The 16,618-nt window shown below is 44.3% G+C and carries 19 protein-coding genes; 5 read left to right on the top strand and 14 right to left on the bottom strand.

Features of this window, described 5'->3' with window-relative positions; genetic code table 11:
* Positions 1-125 precede the first annotated feature (125 nt).
* Together ACXAD1_RS02940 and ACXAD1_RS02935 are read left to right on the top strand one after the other, a co-directional pair.
* A complete protein-coding gene (locus tag ACXAD1_RS02940) occupies positions 126-815 on the top strand; it encodes an ABC transporter ATP-binding protein (RefSeq protein ID WP_474909428.1) in 690 nt (229 codons plus the stop codon).
* Positions 812-2,149 (top strand): ABC transporter permease, encoded by a 1,338-nt coding sequence (locus ACXAD1_RS02935; protein ID WP_370223346.1) that lies wholly within the window; start codon positions 812-814, stop codon positions 2,147-2,149. Before ACXAD1_RS02940 ends, ACXAD1_RS02935 begins: the two co-directional genes overlap by 4 nt.
* Positions 2,150-2,193: 44 nt before the next feature.
* Here the strand turns inward: ACXAD1_RS02935 and ACXAD1_RS02930 are convergent, their stop codons facing one another.
* The 5 genes from ACXAD1_RS02930 to ACXAD1_RS02910 form a co-directional block, all read right to left on the bottom strand.
* A complete protein-coding gene (locus ACXAD1_RS02930) occupies positions 2,194-2,586 on the bottom strand; it encodes a DUF1761 domain-containing protein (RefSeq protein WP_474909427.1) in 393 nt (130 codons plus the stop codon).
* A gap of 23 nt (positions 2,587-2,609) precedes the next feature.
* Positions 2,610-3,557 (bottom strand): AraC family transcriptional regulator, encoded by a 948-nt coding sequence (locus ACXAD1_RS02925; protein WP_474909426.1) that lies wholly within the window; start codon positions 3,555-3,557, stop codon positions 2,610-2,612.
* A 117-nt stretch (positions 3,558-3,674) separates the two neighbouring features.
* Positions 3,675-4,130, bottom strand: a complete 456-nt coding sequence (locus ACXAD1_RS02920; RefSeq protein WP_206841293.1) for an SRPBCC family protein — start codon at positions 4,128-4,130, stop codon at positions 3,675-3,677.
* Positions 4,127-4,471 (bottom strand): MerR family transcriptional regulator, encoded by a 345-nt coding sequence (locus ACXAD1_RS02915; RefSeq protein WP_474909425.1) that lies wholly within the window; start codon positions 4,469-4,471, stop codon positions 4,127-4,129. Before ACXAD1_RS02915 ends, ACXAD1_RS02920 begins: the two co-directional genes overlap by 4 nt.
* Before the next feature lie 268 nt (positions 4,472-4,739).
* Entirely contained in the window at positions 4,740-5,471 is a 732-nt protein-coding gene (locus ACXAD1_RS02910) for a DUF1836 domain-containing protein (RefSeq protein ID WP_474909424.1), read from the bottom strand.
* 175 nt (positions 5,472-5,646) lie between these two features.
* On the opposite strand from ACXAD1_RS02910, the gene htpX reads away from it, so the two are divergent.
* The gene (gene htpX / locus ACXAD1_RS02905) at positions 5,647-6,528 is read left to right on the top strand and encodes a protease HtpX (protein WP_474909423.1); all 882 of its coding nucleotides are present in this window, start codon (positions 5,647-5,649) and stop codon (positions 6,526-6,528) included.
* Positions 6,529-6,783: 255 nt separating this feature from the next.
* Entirely contained in the window at positions 6,784-7,017 is a 234-nt protein-coding gene (locus ACXAD1_RS02900; RefSeq protein ID WP_206841279.1) for a DUF378 domain-containing protein, read from the top strand.
* Between the two features lie 36 nt (positions 7,018-7,053).
* Here the strand turns inward: ACXAD1_RS02900 and ACXAD1_RS02895 are convergent, their stop codons facing one another.
* From ACXAD1_RS02895 to kynU, 6 genes are all read right to left on the bottom strand, one after another.
* Positions 7,054-7,641: a class I SAM-dependent methyltransferase gene (locus ACXAD1_RS02895; protein WP_474909422.1), complete on the bottom strand. Its 588-nt coding sequence runs from the start codon at positions 7,639-7,641 to the stop codon at positions 7,054-7,056.
* Between the two features lie 73 nt (positions 7,642-7,714).
* Positions 7,715-8,551 carry an STAS domain-containing protein gene (locus ACXAD1_RS02890; RefSeq protein ID WP_206841261.1) on the bottom strand — a complete coding sequence of 279 codons (837 nt, stop codon included), beginning with the start codon at positions 8,549-8,551 and terminating at the stop codon, positions 7,715-7,717.
* 190 nt (positions 8,552-8,741) lie between these two features.
* A complete protein-coding gene (locus tag ACXAD1_RS02885) occupies positions 8,742-10,085 on the bottom strand; it encodes a sodium-dependent transporter (RefSeq protein WP_206841258.1) in 1,344 nt (447 codons plus the stop codon).
* A gap of 79 nt (positions 10,086-10,164) precedes the next feature.
* Positions 10,165-11,019, bottom strand: coding sequence for a tryptophan 2,3-dioxygenase (gene kynA, locus ACXAD1_RS02880; protein WP_197246894.1), 855 nt, complete (start codon positions 11,017-11,019; stop codon positions 10,165-10,167).
* 405 nt (positions 11,020-11,424) lie between these two features.
* Positions 11,425-12,054: an arylformamidase gene (gene kynB / locus ACXAD1_RS02875; protein WP_474909421.1), complete on the bottom strand. Its 630-nt coding sequence runs from the start codon at positions 12,052-12,054 to the stop codon at positions 11,425-11,427.
* A complete protein-coding gene (gene kynU / locus ACXAD1_RS02870; RefSeq protein WP_474909420.1) occupies positions 12,051-13,319 on the bottom strand; it encodes a kynureninase in 1,269 nt (422 codons plus the stop codon). The genes kynB and kynU overlap by 4 nt, the downstream gene beginning before the upstream one ends.
* 117 nt (positions 13,320-13,436) lie before the next feature.
* Between kynU and ACXAD1_RS02865 the strand changes: the two genes are divergently transcribed.
* The gene (locus tag ACXAD1_RS02865) at positions 13,437-14,054 is read left to right on the top strand and encodes a TetR/AcrR family transcriptional regulator (protein ID WP_206841235.1); all 618 of its coding nucleotides are present in this window, start codon (positions 13,437-13,439) and stop codon (positions 14,052-14,054) included.
* An 81-nt stretch (positions 14,055-14,135) separates the two neighbouring features.
* Here ACXAD1_RS02865 and ACXAD1_RS02860 read toward each other — a convergent pair whose 3' ends face one another.
* The 3 genes from ACXAD1_RS02860 to ACXAD1_RS02850 are packed head-to-tail and all read right to left on the bottom strand — an operon-like array spanning position 14,136 to position 16,617.
* On the bottom strand, positions 14,136-14,288 hold the full coding sequence (locus tag ACXAD1_RS02860; protein WP_474909419.1) for a hypothetical protein: 153 nt from the start codon (positions 14,286-14,288) through the stop codon (positions 14,136-14,138).
* Positions 14,289-14,290: 2 nt separating this feature from the next.
* Positions 14,291-15,532 (bottom strand): Ger(x)C family spore germination protein, encoded by a 1,242-nt coding sequence (locus tag ACXAD1_RS02855; RefSeq protein WP_206841230.1) that lies wholly within the window; start codon positions 15,530-15,532, stop codon positions 14,291-14,293.
* The gene (locus ACXAD1_RS02850; protein WP_474909418.1) at positions 15,529-16,617 is read right to left on the bottom strand and encodes a GerAB/ArcD/ProY family transporter; all 1,089 of its coding nucleotides are present in this window, start codon (positions 16,615-16,617) and stop codon (positions 15,529-15,531) included. Before ACXAD1_RS02850 ends, ACXAD1_RS02855 begins: the two co-directional genes overlap by 4 nt.
* Position 16,618: the final 1 nt, after the last annotated feature.

The following is a 16,618-nucleotide window of genomic DNA, read 5'->3' as shown; positions in this document are numbered from 1 at the left end:
AAAAAATGATTCGACAAAATTCGGGTGGTGCCTGTCACCAAAAATTATTTTATTATTTTTTGAAGCCGAAAGTGCCCTTTCGTACGTCTAGATTGCAGACACTTTTTTAGAAGGAAGGTTATTGCGTGATAGAAGTTAGAGAATTAAGCCATGCGTTTGAGATTGGCAAAAAAGAAAAGAAGACGGTTATTCCGGTATTAGAGGGTGTTTCTTTTTCAGTGGAGAAAGGCGAGATTGTCACAATTGTGGGCAGGAGCGGATCCGGGAAGTCGACGCTTTTGAATATCATCAGCGGTTTCATTAAGCCGAAGCATGGTGAGGTCTGGATTCATGGCGAGAAGGTCAGTGATTATAACGAAGGAAAATTCGCTGATTTCCGCCTGGCGAATCTCGGATTCATTTTCCAGAGCTTTCAGCTGATTCCGAGCATGACGGCTTACCAGAATGTCGAGCTCCCTCTCATTCTCAAGGGGATACCCGAAAAGGAAAGACAGCAGAAGACGGAAGAGACGTTAAAGCGGGTAGGACTCATTGAATATAAGGATCATTATCCAAGTGAGCTTTCCGGCGGACAGCAGCAGCGTGTCAGCATCGCCCGGGCGCTTGTCGTGAATCCTCCCCTCATTCTTGCTGATGAACCGACTGGCAGCTTGGACAGCGAAACAGAAAACGAGCTGCTCCAGTTCATTCAGGAGCTGAACCGTGATCTGGGCATTACGTTCCTGATTATTACGCACGACGAAAAAGTGGCAGCCATCGGCCATAAGACAATTGAAATCACAGATGGAAGGGTTATGGAGGGTGTATTGGCATGAATTTAAAAGATCAATTCCGATTTGTAAGGCAAAATATGAAAAAGAATAAAACAAGGCTGTTTATGACGATATTAGCCACAGCGATTGGATGTACCTTTCTGATTGTACTGGCATCAGTCGGATTCGGCCTCCATAAATCGATCATCCAGGATGTAATGGAAGACAGCCTTGTGACGGAAGTTCAGGTTCACGGCAAGGAAGCGGGCGAAGGAAATTTTCAGGGCATCAAAGATGAAGATATCCAGCATTTTCAAGAAATCACCGGGGTAAAAGCAGTCACCCGCAGGCAATCTCTGCAGCAAAGCCCGATCTTTAAAACAGAGGATTATACCGCTCAATCAGAAGCCGTTTCGGCCTATTTCCCTGAAGAAGTGAAAGCAGGATTCGAGCTTTCTGAAGGAAGACTCCCGGAAAAAGGAAATGAAGTAGTGGTTGGCTCCTCCTTTGCGGATGGTCTGTCTCTAGAGCCGAAAGAAGGAGAGAATGCCTTTAATGAGGATGGAACGATAAAGGAAGAATACGCCTACAAGGGTGAGTTAGTCGGAAAGACGATTGAAATGGAAATTATCAAAATGGAGGATGGCAAGGAAATCAAAAAGTCCATTCCCCTGACCATAACCGGGGTCACAAAAAAGCCTTCTAAAGAATGGATGCAGATCCGCACGGTCTTCATTTCTGAAGACACCTTTAAAGAAGTCGAAGCTTTCACCGGCACACCAGGCGGCAGTCCCGAGCAAGTGGAAGGAGCTTCCGAGGATACCGGCCGAATATACGATAGAGTCAGCCTTTACGCTAAAGATGTCGAGGCTGTCACAGGTATCAATGACAAATTGAAAGACGGCAATTATATGGTTTATTCCATCGTAAACGAGATGAAGCAGATTAATATGGTTTTTACGATTCTAAAAATCGGCCTTCTCTTCATCGGAACCATCGCTTTAATCATTGCTTCCATCGGTATTTATAATACAATGACGATGGCCGTTACGGAGCGCGCCCCCGATATCGGCATCATGAAAGCGATCGGCGCCCATCCGAAGACGATTAAGCGGATCTTTGTCCTTGAAAGCAGCTATATCGGACTGCTTGGCGCCCTGATTGGCACGATTGTTGCTTATGGAATCAGCTATGCGGTCAACCTGGCACTTCCGCTCGTGCTGGAAAGAGTATTTGAGGAAGCTCCGCCTGAGGGCCTTATGCTTTCTTACATTCCATGGTCCCTTACTCTGATCAGTGTGGCGATTTGCCTGACTGTCACCATCTTCTCCGGCTGGCGTCCGGCCAAGCGCGCGACACAGGTGGATGTGCTTAAAGCGATGAGGCGGGAAGTATAAAGCACTTTAACTGAAAGAAACATCGCCGGCTGAAACCGGCGATGTTAATTTAATACCCCATGTAAGGCACCCAGCAGGGTGAAAATAATAAGATGATCTCCAATGGCAATCAGAAATGCCTTTTGGCTCATCAAACCGAAAAGCCTATTTTTCAGATAAACCATGGAAATTAAGAGGCCGATCATAAAGCCCAGTGCCAGACCTTCTATCCAGCTTCCGATTTCAATCGATTGTACAAGGATACCGATGAAAAAAGAACTGATAAACGCAATAATGACAGAAATCAAATAATTAAGAGGGCCTTCACTTTGGTGGTCCTTAATTTCATTGCTTCGAGATTTCTTCCCCAATAATGAAGAATAGTAAATTCCCCCATACATCATATATAAAACCCCGCCAATCAAGACAGCTAAAATATTTACTGAATTCCAATCCACCACTACTTCTCCACACACCTTTTCTATTTTGGTTCGATGGCCAGCGCAATAGCTTTAACTCGGCAATTAAGAGAAAGTGAGCCTGATTCTTCATCCAGCTGTACGAATTCAACCGGATTTCCGAGATATCTGTATCCGCTTCTTGGAAGCCAATAGCTGTAGAGCTCCGAGTAGCATTCAATGAACGTGCTTCTTTCACTGTAAGGAAGAGGCTCTTCAAATTCATAAACAACATGCTTTCCGCCTGCAAATTGATAAACAACCTCGTCATCCTGATCTATGACCTCACTTTCATCAACCCCGATGCAGCAGTCATACCGGCTTTTTTCAGGAGGCGTAATATACGGATTATTCCTCGGGACACCTGCTATCATCGTATTTAGATTCAGAAGCCCTCTGGATTTGGACCAATGATAGATTTCTTCCCACACATCCGGAATCCCCTGTGTATACGGGCCGATGCTTTGCCTCTTTACGATTGTGCAAGCCGGCAGCTCAATGGTCTTCACTTTTGACAGGTCCAGCCATCTAAAATCATTATAGGTGTTTGAATGAGATCCTTCTTTCTGAATCTTGCTATAAAGTTTAGATTTCTTGCTATCATAATACTCCCTTGGAAAAAGCTCTAAATAAGCACCCTCCCTCCATTGCTTTGGACTAGTTTTAAAATTTTCCCGGAATGAGTATGTAAAATAGGATAAAGATGAAAAACCGCACATCATCGCAACTTGTGTGATTGGAATATGGCGTTCGTAAATTAAATAGTGGGCCGCATCCTCGAGGCGCAGCCTTTTGATATACTCAGCAGGCGTTTCACCTGCAATTCCTTTAAACGTCCGCTGAAAATGATAAACGGAATATGTCGATACTGCCGCAAGCTTTTCAAGCGGAAGCGGCTCACTTAAATGGCCATCAATATATTCGAGCACTTTATTGATTTGTTTTTGCTGTTCTTTTCCGTAAGAATTCACCTTGTAGCCCCTTATTTTCATAATACTATCGATTATATCTTACATTAGCTTTATCGCCATACAGCAGGAAAAATTAAATGAAAACGCAGTCTCCTTTAGAGACTGCGTCAGCATAGGCTATTCCATCTTCATTGCTTCCTCGCGAACCTTCTGCAGGAATTCCTCTACCACTTTCAGGTTGTTTTTATCGCCGCCAAGCTTCAGCATGGCCCTTCCAACGAAGTTTACCCCTTTATTTTCCCCTTCATAAATAAACCTGGTGCGGGAGTCATCTATTTTGACCAGCGTAAATGCAAGTGTAATTTCAAAGGCTTTTCCCAATACAAAATGGATCTGCTTATGCTTTTTATCCTCTGAGTTCTCATAAGCCAGTGTTTCGACAATATAAGTCTCCAGGCGCTTGCCTTCTCTGTAGGTTTGCCTGTGCTTTGCCCCTGCTTCATCTTCCCTTTTTTCGATCAGGGTGTGCTCTTCGACCTTGGGCATGATTTTCTTTATGTGCTGGTCGGAAAACAAGATCCACACCTTTTCAATATTTCTTTCAATCATGATTTCTTCTTTCCATTGAATCACAATTCTTCCTCCTTCCCCGAATCCAAAAAGGCATCGATTTCATCTATTTGACCTTGAAGCGCCTCCATCTGCTTCTCGATCAGCTTTCTTTTTTGCAGCAGCAATGCTTCAAGATTGGCGAATGATTCATCCTCCATCACTGAAATCATTTCCTGAATGGTGAAGCCTAATCTTCTTAGTTTTATTAACAGGATAGCCAAAAAGTAGCTGCCGTCATCGTAATACCGGTAATTGTTTTTTGAGTCTATAAGAGCGGGCTCCAGCAGCTTCACTTCTGCGTAATATCGCAATGTTTCCTTCGTTAACCCGGTCATTTCCGCAAACTCGCTAATCTTGTACATCGCTTCCTCCCATTTATCTTAAACTGTGGGGTGCACCACACGGTCAATGCTTTATTTTCAGTGTACATGAAAAAAGCCTTAACGGCATCGTCCGTTAAGGCCTCCGGGTTTATGGGCTCAGCATAAATCTCAATGCACGGCTTAAAACGGAAGCGGTCTTTTTCGATCGTTAAATCTCCCGTACCGTTCACAACGGCACGCAATATATGCTGATTGGTAAATATGGGCATAAAAAAACATCGCCTCTTATTGGCGATGCTTTACGGACTTACCCATTTAAAAATAAGGTAGCCGTTACATATTTCTTTGTCAGCGACTTGTAGTAGGCCGATAAAACCGTCAAAGATGCCGTAACAAGAATATTGGAGACGATGTCTTTCTGCTGATCAGTAAAATCCTGAAAACTCTCCAATGTTTTCAATGCTTCTTTTTTGATGCATTGCTCTGTCTGATCGTGAATGCTTTTTCCGGCACTATTGTGCTGATGGGCTTTTTCAAAAATAGCCGCGTAAGCAGAATAAAAAGGGATCGGCTCTATCAGATCGTCTGTGCGGTCATCCAGATCATTAAAAAGTAGAGCAAGAATTTTTCGGATCGAATCGAAATCAAGCGTTGCTTTCAGATCCTCCACGATAAAAAGCATGGCAGCCTGGTCGGCCGAATATTTCTTGCCGAGCTGCGGACTGCCAATCAGGTCCTTCACATCCCGCTTCACCCAGTTTTGCACGGCAGTCGAAGATAGATGGGTAAATTCAATCTGGTTTCCCAGTGCGACGATTTCATTGAGGGAAAAGCCGATTTTCTGCAGATCTGCACGCAGCAATTTTTCGAATATAGCCGGCATTTTGGTATCCAGAAAAGCTTCGGTTGACATTCCATTTTTTTCATGAGCACCCGCCCATGCCTGCTGGAGGATTTGTTTGGGCGAATGCCCTCCTTCCCCCTTCAGCGACAGAAGGAAATCAGCCATGCTTTTCCTCGATAGCTGGAATAATTCCAATATAATCAGCCCCTGCGTTCTCTTTTCGATGCTTTCATCCTAATGGTTTCAATGATCACAGTCAACGTCTATTTCGTTACCGCCTATTTTTACTTGTCATTTCACTTGAAAAATTATATTATATAGTCAGAAGACAAGTTCATATGAACTCAAAAATAGATTAAAGGGTGAGGAAATGGGTAAACGTATTTTTTACTTTTTATTGACGAACGTGCTTGTTCTATTGACGATCAGTATTATTTTCTCGCTGATTGGCGGAGGAAATTACATCAATGCCCAGGGCGGCATTGATTTCGGCGCATTGCTTGTGGTCAGTGCCGTGATAGGTTTCACGGGCTCCTTCATTTCCCTGTGGATGTCCCGCTGGATGGCCAAGAGAATGATGAATGTCCAGGTGCTGGATCCGAATGGTGCCCTTTCACCAACTGAACGCGACATCGTGGAAAAAGTTCACCGCCTTTCAAGATCAGCAGGCTTAACACATATGCCTGAAGTGGGAATTTATCATTCCCCTGAAGTAAATGCTTTTGCAACAGGCCCTTCGAAAAAACGCTCTCTTGTAGCGGTTTCAACTGGATTGCTCCAGGAAATGGACGACGATGCCATTGAAGGCGTCATCGCCCATGAGGTTGCACACATTTCGAACGGAGACATGGTCACCATGACCCTTCTCCAGGGGGTTGTCAACACATTCGTTGTCTTCCTTGCTCGAATCGCAGCCTGGGTGGCATCCCGTTTTGTCAGAGAAGAAATGGCACCGATTGTACATTTTATTGCCGTAATCGTGTTCCAAATAGCCTTTTCAATCCTTGGAAGCCTTGTGGTCTTCGCCTACTCCCGCCACCGCGAGTTCCATGCGGACCGTGGAGGAGCTGACCTTGCCGGCAAAGACAAAATGACACATGCTCTGCAGATGCTGAAGGCCTACTCCAGCCGCGTTAAGGGTGAAGAACAGACAGCGATCTCTACTTTGAAAATTAATAACAGAAGCAAAGCTTCCCTGTTCTCGACACATCCGGATTTGGATGAGCGCATTAGACGATTGAGTGCGAAGTAAGCAGAAAAACGCCAGCGCCTTGTCCGCCACTGACAGCTTGAGAGGGCAGGATGCTTGCGCTAGACATGTGAAAGGGTGCCCTGAATGGGGCACCCTTTTCATTTTCCTTCATCTCCAACTCTCTGAATATTGTTTGCCCCTCCATTATCCGGGTAATCTCCTAGTAGACAGCAGGAAAAGCATCGGGGCTAAGACTGGGACGGTTGTCCCGATGCGGCACCCTGGAAAATTAATTAACGCGAGGAGGACATGAACATGAGCGGTTTCCAGCGCATTGCACTTGTACTGACGATCATCGGAGCCATCAATTGGGGGCTGATTGGATTTTTCCAATTTGATTTAGTTGCCAGCTTATTCGGGGGACAGGATGCAGTTTTATCAAGAATAGTCTATGGTTTAGTGGGAATTGCCGGATTGATCAATCTGGGTCTCCTCTTTAAAGCGAGCCGTGAATATGAAAGAGAACCGGAATCAAGGCCAGTTCGATAAAAGGAATTCCACCACCCAATATGGCTGGGAGGTTTTTTAATCAAACGTTTGATTAAACCGATAGACCAAAAAACGCTCATTTTCATTGCCCTCGAGGACCACCTCTTTTATCAATTCAAATGGGGTGCTGTTTTCCAGATAAAAAATATAATCTTCTGAAGGGTAATATAAAATGATGTCCATTGTACGCGGTTTCTCTTCGGCCGAGCGCAGGATGCTGTTGACGACTTTCATGAAAATCTGCACCGAAAACGGATTGAAAAAGTAAAAATGGCTGTCCTGCGGTGTTATTTCATACTCCTGAGCCAGGATGCACTGAAAACTGATTCTGTCTTTTTCTCCTTTGTAAGTCAGCAGATTTTCCAGTGCCTCACGGTAAAAGTCTTCACTCATCTCCACACCGGCAGCGGATGCCCGAAATGTATGGTGAATATAAAATGGCAGCCGGCCTTTGCCGCAGCCGAAATCCACCAGGCGGTCACTGCTTTTAAGCCCGTATTCGCTGAACAGTTTTTCCAGACCCTGATATGGAGTGGGCTCGTAGCGGTGGTAGTGGAATGATTTATAGAATCCTTTCTGGTCGCCGCTTGTATGGATGTTGAGTATTTCATCAAAATTTTTCATGCTGGATTCCTCCGCTAAAAAATGCCTGCCGCCATCCAAATTGGACAGCGCCAGGCATTGTGATATGTAATATTTATTTCGATTCAATCACTAGATATTCTCTTAATGTCTGCTGTAATGTTCCCTTTGTTTCCGCCTGATTTTCGAATGTTACGCCGGCATGGATCATTTTTCGGACAAGTTCAGCACGCAGCCCTGTAAGGACCGCATCGCAGCCCATCATTTTGATGCCGCTCAGGATCTTTTTGAAGTGAACAATAACGTCAATTTCCATATCGGCTATTCCGGAAAGATCCATGATTAAGGTCTGGATCTTAATGGATGAGATATCCATCAGAACTTTCTCTTCAATCGTCTGAATCCGGTAAGAATCAATCATCCCAATCAGCGGCAGTACAGCGACAGAAGTGCTGACCGGAATAATCGGCACCGACAAATGCTCAACCAGTTTGCGCTGTGATTTAAGCATTTCATCTTTATAATCAGAGTAGCTGATGAAGAAGTTATTTAGAAATTGGTCAACATGATCATTGACTTCCTTTTCCATATTATAGAAGTCATCACCTACGGTCTGCTGCCCTTTGATTTTGTCAAACTGGTATAAAAAGTACCACAAAGTGCGCCGGATCGCCTGTACCCATTCCAGCTTAAATGACAGCGTCAGAGAATGCTCCGCCCAGGCAACGCCTTCCTGTCTGGCAAAAGCAATCAGCTCTTCTTCTTTATTTTCGGCTACATATAAAGCCATTTTCTCGGCATTTTTTAAAAGATCGATATTGCCTCTCTGGAGGATTTCATTGATTTTAGAGGCTACATTCACAGCCTCAGATAATAATTTTTGCTGAAAATTCTCACGATTTGCGACAATAAACCCTGCTATATCCTTGGTATCCTTGTAAGTTGCTTCCATTTTAAGCATACGCCCCTTTGTTTTATATACTATACACTTTCGTTTTTATCTCGAAAAGTCCTTCTCTTAAATATGGAAGATATCATCATGCTTCCAGACCCCAAAGTTTATATACCCTTATTAATTTGCCCATAAACCTTTAATTTGATTTTTTTATCACGAAAAAAAGCGCCGGAATTGGCGCTTCTTTTTAAAAAATTCCGGATGTGCTGATAAACACAACAACAATCGTAACAGGAACCAATACTTTCATCAGGATGTTCCACGCTGTGTACATGCCAGGGGAAATATCGCTGCCAAGCAGAAACTCCTCTTTTACAAGCTGTTTGTCCATTCTTATAGAAATAAACAGGGCAATCAGCAGGCAGCCGAGAGGAAGCAGGATGTTGCTGACCAGGTAGTCGGTTGCATCAAATATATTTTTTCCGAAAATGGTGAAGTCCCCAAGCAAGCTGAACGAAAGCGCAGCAGGAATCCCGGCGGCGAACATGACAATACCGGAGATCCAGGAGATTTTTTTCCGGGAATGCTTTCCGTTTTCGATGAATGCAGAGACGATGATTTCCAGCATGCTGAACGATGATGTCAAAGTGGCAAATAAGAAAAGCAGCAGGAAGATCGCCAGGAACATTTCCCCTAATGGGATCTGTGAAAAGACGGCCGGCAGGACCATGAACAGAAGCCCCGGGCCTTCAGCCGGTTCAAATCCGAACGCAAACACAACCGGGAAAATCGCCAATCCTGCCAAAACAGAGATAATAATGTTCATGATGACAACAGAGCCCGCTGAATTTGGGATGCTTACTTTTTTATCCAGATACGAGCTGTAAGTGACCATGCACGAGAAGCCGACTGCCAGTGCAAAGAACGACTGTCCCAATGCATAAAGGGCCGATTCCCCTGTGATTTTGCTGAAGTCCGGGTTCAGGAAGAACTTGACTCCTTCCATCGCTCCATCCAGTGTCAGTGCACGTACCACAAGCACGATAAAAAAGATGAATAATAGCGGCATCATATATTTGCTTGCAGCTTCAATCCCATTCTGAATTCCGAATGTGATGACCACAATGTTAATAAGCAGAAAAGCTGCCAGTCCCAATAGTGTCCAGCTTGGCGTGGATGTAATCATGCCAAACAGTTCCGGATAGGCTGCACCTGGCGTAATGATTTGGCCGCCAATCGACAGGACTGTATAAATCAGCACCCAGCCCCCAACAACCGAATAAAAACTCAGCAGCAGGAAGCAGCCGACAACGCCAAGCTTGCCGGTAATGGTCCACGGACTGTTTGGAGCCAATTTATAATAGGCAGACACCGCTTCCTTCTGTGCCCCGCGCCCGATAATAAACTCTGAAATGAGCATCGGTAGACCGATCAAAATCGTAAACGCGATAAACATCAGCAAAAAGGCGCCCCCGCCGCTCGTTCCGGCCACATACGGGAACTTCCAGATCGCTCCCAGGCCAATCGCGGCACCGGCCGAAGACATGATAAAGCCAAATTTAGAAGACCATTGCTCTCGTTTTGTACTCATAGTACCCCCCTGTTCTCTATTTTTATGCAAGGCCCGATTCAAGAAGACTTTCGGGCCCCAATCCCCTTTAAATCCTAGATTACAGCTCTGTGCGGATATCCCAAAGTTCAGGGAAGAAGCGCTGATCCAATACTTTTTTCAAATAGCCGACACCTGATGAACCGCCTGTTCCCATCTTAAAGCCGATGATTCTTTCCACCGTTTTCATATGGCGGAAGCGCCACTGCTGCAGCCAATCTTCAATATCCACAAGTTTTTCCGCAAGCTCGTATAACTCCCAGTACTTTTCAGGATTTTTATACACCGTCATCCAGGCTGCGCGGACCGAATCATTTTCTTTATATGTTCTGGTTACATCTCTATTCAGAATGTCTTCATCAACTGGCAGGCCTGCTTTGTGAAGCGCGCGGATGGCTACATCGTATAAGCCCGGCTTTTCGAACGCTTCCGTTAACTTCGCATGCAGCTCAGGATCTTTTTGGTAGATTTTCAGAACATGCTCGGTTTTGTAGCCTAACGCAAATTCTACCATACGATACTGGTAGGATTGGAAGCCAGATGCCTGGCCAAGCGAATCGCGGAACTCCATATACTCGGACGGCGTCAATGTGGACAGCACATCCCATGCCTGAATAATTTGCGATTGAGTCTTCGAAACGCGCGCCAACCGCTTCTGTGCTGTAGATAAATCATTGTTTTCAATCGATTCGATGGCTGCACCCATTTCATGAAGAATCAGCTTCATCCACAGCTCGCTCACCTGGTGAATGACGATGAACAGCATCTCATCATGATGTCCGGAAAGCCTGTTTTGCGCGGATAGGATTTTGTCAAGCTGCAGGTATTCGCCGTATGTCATGTTGTTCGTGAAATCTGTATGGATGCTCTTTTCAGAGGTTGTCGCGTTTACGTCCTGGTGTTTTTCGTTGCTCATGTGAGTTCCCCCTTGGAATTGGTTCTTGTCGTTCTCGATTCGGTCTGGTTCTGAGGCCCGGTATATCAGTGACTGACCGATATATCTGGAAAGTGACCGATAAATTGAAAATCTGACCGATATTGTTATGTGATTGACCGATAAATTATTTTTTTGACCGATATGTTATTTTTTTGGCCGATATACCTGCTTCGGCTTGCGGCCGAACTTCATTTGGCCGGTAAATCCCGCAGTTTGGCCGGTATTTCATTCAAATCGGCCGGTAAAAGCTATTTCTGCTGGCTGATGCGGTTCCAGCAAGGCAGAAATTTAGCATTGGCCGCCTGTTCGGGCGTTAAATAGGCTTTTTCGGGCGTTAAACCTTCCATATTGGCCGGTAAATGCGAGATTTGGTCGTTCCCGCGCTTAAATCGGCCGAATAACAGCCCGCACAGGGCTGCCATCTCCGTCTTGTATCGGGAGCGGCAGGGCAATTAGTTCGTAATTTCCTTCTTCTATCTCATCCAGCATTATATTTTCCAGAATATGAATGCCATTTCGATATAACGCATGGTGTGTTTCCATCTCTTTGCTGTCGAGGGCATCGACGGATGGCACATCCACTCCGAGCAGGCGCACGCCTTTATTGCCGAGGTAATCCGCCATATCCGCTGTCAGTTCAGGGATCCGATTCGGAAACACTTCCGAATTATTCGGAACCGCGGTCCTAAGGAGGACACGTTCTACTCCTTCAAGATCAAATCCTTTCAGAACTTCCGAATCCACCGTTTCATAGGCAGATACATCAATTACCCGCGCAGGCCCGATATACAGCTCGATGTCCAGGCCCAAAATCTTTTCGCCTTCGTCATTAAAATGGAACGGTGCATCGACATGGGTGCCGGTATGCAGACTGGTCGTAATTCTCCCGATATTGACAGATCCGGTTTGCTCTTTTGTAAAAGCCGTTTCATAGCTGAATGGCGTATCTCCGGGCCAGTGAGCGATGCTGTTAGTCAGCGGCTGAGAAATATCGATCCATCCTTTTTTCATCATGCTACCACGCCCCGCTTATTTTCGAATTGCTTATATTTTTCCTCTTCCATAATACCTTTAAGGATCTGAACTGTTTTCCAGACATCTTCAAACGTATTGTAAAGCGCAACCGGCGCCAGGCGGATTCCATTTGGCGCGCGGAAATCCGGGATGACTCCCTCAGCCTTCAGCGCCTTGCAGATTCTTGCTGCTTCCGGGTGCTCCAGATAAATATGGCCGCCGCGCTTCTTTTCATCAAGCGGGTTGCGCAGGATAAATCCGTGGCCATCAAGTTCATGCTGAATCAGCTCAATCATATAGCCAGTCAGTTTAAGAGATTTTTCACGGATCCTTTCCATGCCAGCTTCATTAAACATGCTGAGTGATCCAATAATTGGCGCCATGCTAAAGATATTCGGAGTTCCAATCTGATATGCGCCTGCATCCTCTGCTGCTGTCAGCACATGTTCCATATCAAACTGCTTATCCTTCCGGGAGCTGAACCAGCCGGCAAGTCCCGGCACCTGGCCAAATTGGCGCTTGTTCACAAACAATCCGCCCGTTGAGCCCGGTCCTCCATTCAGATGCTTATAGTTGCACCAGAACGCGAAATCCACATCCCAATCACTGAGAGAATGCGGGACAGATCCAACTGAATGGCATAGATCAAAGCCAATCTCAATCCCGCGTTTATGCGCTTCTGCAGTCAAATACTCCATATCCAGCACCTGACCGCTGCGGTATAAAACACCCGGCAGGACAATCAGCGCGATTTCATCTGTCATCGCCGCGACAATGTCTTCTTCCCTCAAGGTGTGGCCATCAGCGCTTTTCACCTGGACAAGATGCTCATCAGGATCATAGCCCTTCAGTTTCACCTGGCTTTGCAGCGCATAAATATCGCTTGGAAAATTCAGTTCATCTGCCAATATCTTCGTTCTTTTTCCTTCCGGCTTATAAAAAGTCGAGACAAGCTGGTGCAGGTTAACGGTTGTGGAACCGCTTACAACCACTTCCTCCGGATTTGCCCCTACTATAGGAGCCAATTCATTTCCGAGTTTTTCAGATAGATAAAACCAGGGATTGTCCCCTTCTGTCCAGCCGTCAATGGCATGGTGCTTCCAGGAATCCACCAGGTCGAGGAGTGACTTTTCCGCACGCTTTGAAAGCAGTCCAAGTGAATTGCCATCCAAATAAATTCCATCTTCTTTTATATAAAACTCTTCCCGGTAGGACAGGTCATTCCCGGCATCCAGTCCGATTGCATACTCTCTTGTAAAATCCATAGATTTCCAACCTTTCAGAATATTTATTATTTACGAAAATTATATGGTTTGATTGACACTATGTCAATGATATAATGTCAATATAGTTGTCAGAAAATGAACGAAGGAATGAAATAAATGAAGAATCCGATCGATCAATTGCCGGCAAGGCAGCAGCAGGCCCTGAAAACACGCCAAAAGCTTCTACAGGCCGGAAAAGAAGTTTTTCTCGAGAACGGTTTCCAAAAAGCAACCATCTCACAAGTGATCAAAAAAGCAAAAACAGGCTACGGCACGGCGTACGTCTATTTTAAAAATAAAGATGAGCTTTTCATTACCTTAATGGAAGACCTCATGAACCAGTTTTACGAAGTGGCCGAGATGCCCTTTAAGCCGCAGGCCAAAGAAGAGGCCTATGAAAATATTAAGAAGCAGGTCAGGCTGTTCCTGCAGCTGGCTTTGGACGAGCGGGACATGATGAAGGTCGTAAAAGAGGCAATCGGCGTCTCACCTGAGATTGAAGAAAAATGGTACGGAATCCGCGAACGCTTCATCGAGCGCATTTCCGTCGATATCCGCTACGCACAGGCGCAAAGGCTTGCCAAAGAGCACCTTGATCCTGCTCTTACCGCTAGAGGCTGGTTTTATTCCAATGAGATGTTCATGTGGGAGCTGGTGATGAATAAGGAAAAGTATCAGATGGATGACGTGATTGTGAATCTGACCAGAATGTATACGGGCGGATTGTATGAATAATTTAATGCCACAAATAAGGTGCCGGCCCAAAGTTTCCTTTAGGCCAGGCACCTTATTTTCAGGAGATCATCTAACCTGAGTTTAATATTGAAAAAAAGGAGTTACGGCTATGGCCAGCGCTAAAGTGAACACGGCAATGGAACCAGCCTTATTCTTATTTTGCCAAAGTTTAAACGCAAAACCAGCTGTATAAATAAAAACCGCGATCATGATTCCCCACGCTAATGCATTCAATTTTAATCCCTCACTTGCTCTAAACTTGGCAATTCACTTTGTCTGCCAAATTCACCAAATTTAATTTTTACAGCAACATTAACCTTCATATTGGGATAAGATTTCATCCAGTCGAACTTTTCGTATTCCGGGACCGTTGAGAAGTGTCTTCTGGCACTCAGCGACCAGCCGAATGGTTCTCCTTTAAATTCTTCTTGTGTTTTAGCAACGAGATCATTCATTTTTTGTGTGATTCTTTCCTCAATATATTGTTTTAACTGGGTTCTCTTCCCTCTATGTTTAGCATAGTTAACCATACTATGATCGGACAATATTTCCATATAAAGCGGGACCGCCACATCAATGGACGGTACTCCATGTTTCAGATTCATTTTTACTTCATTCGCTTCTTTCTGCATAATTCTTGCTGCAATCCGGTATCTTTCGTCAAAAGGGTCAGGAAAAGAAGTTAAAATGTCCGCCTTGACTATCGTATCATTTAAAAGGCCTGAAAGCCGCGTTTCTTCACCTGTAAGCCGTCCAATCATTCTTCCTTCTTTAAAAACAGCTGCCCCTATAAATTGGGTTTTATTTGTTTGTCCTTCGGTTTGAAGTCCCCCTGCAAAAAATTGCTCCTTCTGTTTCCCCTCTTTTTCTTCCTCAGCAGAACCGTATATAGCCAGGAAGAGATTAGCATCCGCTTCAGCAATCCTAAAAAATCTATGCAGATCTGAATCGGGTATAAAACCGGTTTGGATCCCGTGTTCTAATATTAAATTAAAGTATTTATGAATTCGGGTTTCCAATTTAGGGTCATTTTCATTTATAAACTTACTGGCTTCTTCTTTGGTTACGATCAATGGAATGTTTCGTTTAATCTCCCTGTCTTTTGTGGCATCATACATCCATCTGATAAAATCCCCGCTTTTAGCGAAATCTTCAGAGACGATCATAACACTCAATAGATCATAGACTATATCTTTCGCAATAGTAGTGTTTGCCAGGTTCTTTGATGTGATGATGTCACTTGTTTGAAAGGATAAGATTTCCCGCGGGGGTTCATCAGATCCTCCCTGTTGTTTGGATAATTCAGGGTTTGAAATGAGATAAGTTATTTTAATTTCATCCTCTTTTTCCCCCTTATCCAGGCCCACGGCAACCACATAGGCTCTTTTGTCTATACTGATTTGATCCCAGCAGCCGCTTAACAGGAAAATCATCACCAATAAACAGAGATATTTACATAAATGCCCGTATTTCTTCATTTCTTGAATTCCCCTCTTAGTTTTGCCGTAATCCATAATACAAAGGGCAGCCCTAAAAAGAATGGAGTAATAAGGTGGAGGAAATTCTGCCTTAGATTAAAGATCGTAAAAGTTGGGGTTTCCGGTATCATCCCAATGAAAACAAATAACGTCGCCAGTGTCGGGATGATATATTCAAATTGCTTAATGTTGAAAAGGCCTCCAAACAGCAAGGCACAAAGATACAAATAAACGGCAAAGCGAACAAAAGTGGACAGCAGCCAGAAAGGGAAGATAAACATCTCTACATTGGTCAGAAACCCGAATTGAATATACCGAATGGCTTCATGAAAAGGATAATTCATCATTTTTACAGCGATATAATCAAATACCAGCACAAAGCCAAACAGGGCAAAGGTAAGCTCTAAAATAACAAAAATAAATCCCAGCCGTTTCCATTTTCTATAGTCCTTTGAACTTTTTATTAAGGGAGCAATCAGACTGAAATATACAAAGTCTGCAAAAAGAGAGGAATTTGCTGTACTCTCCTTCATAATCTCCCATTTGCCTGGTCCAAAAATAGGAAATATAAAATGGATTTCCCCTTGGATATAAATCATGATCAACGCAGCGAAAGCGGAGATTTTGATCCAGAGCAATACAGTCCAGGCGAATGATCCAATATGCTCCAGTCCCTTTTTTGCTCCATACACGGATACAGCCATTAATAGGACATAAATAATAAGTGCGGGTGTTTTCGTAAAATACATAGTTCCGATTATGTCTGTATAAATCGCTGTGTCAATAATAATCGCATAGGATTGAATGCCCCATAATAAAAACAGAATGATAAATCCCATGTATTTTCCAAACAATTTTTTAATGATCTCGACTAAGCTTTTGCCTTCATACAGCGAAATGACTTTTATCAGAAGATAGAGAGGGATGATCCATATCATTCCCATTATTATTGGTGCCATCCAGGCTGCATTCCCTAATCTTTCATATAAAATGGCAGGGGTATCGTCAGCCAGTTTTGTCCCAACAGTCAGGATAATGATTGCGATAAATTCCCTTCCGCCTATTTTTCCCTCTATTTTCTCCATA

The sequence above is a fragment of the Cytobacillus sp. ABV4_503 genome, assembly GCF_056158445.1.
The sequence above is the reverse complement of the archived record's forward strand: the minus strand, read 5'-3'. Positions and strand labels throughout refer to the sequence as shown.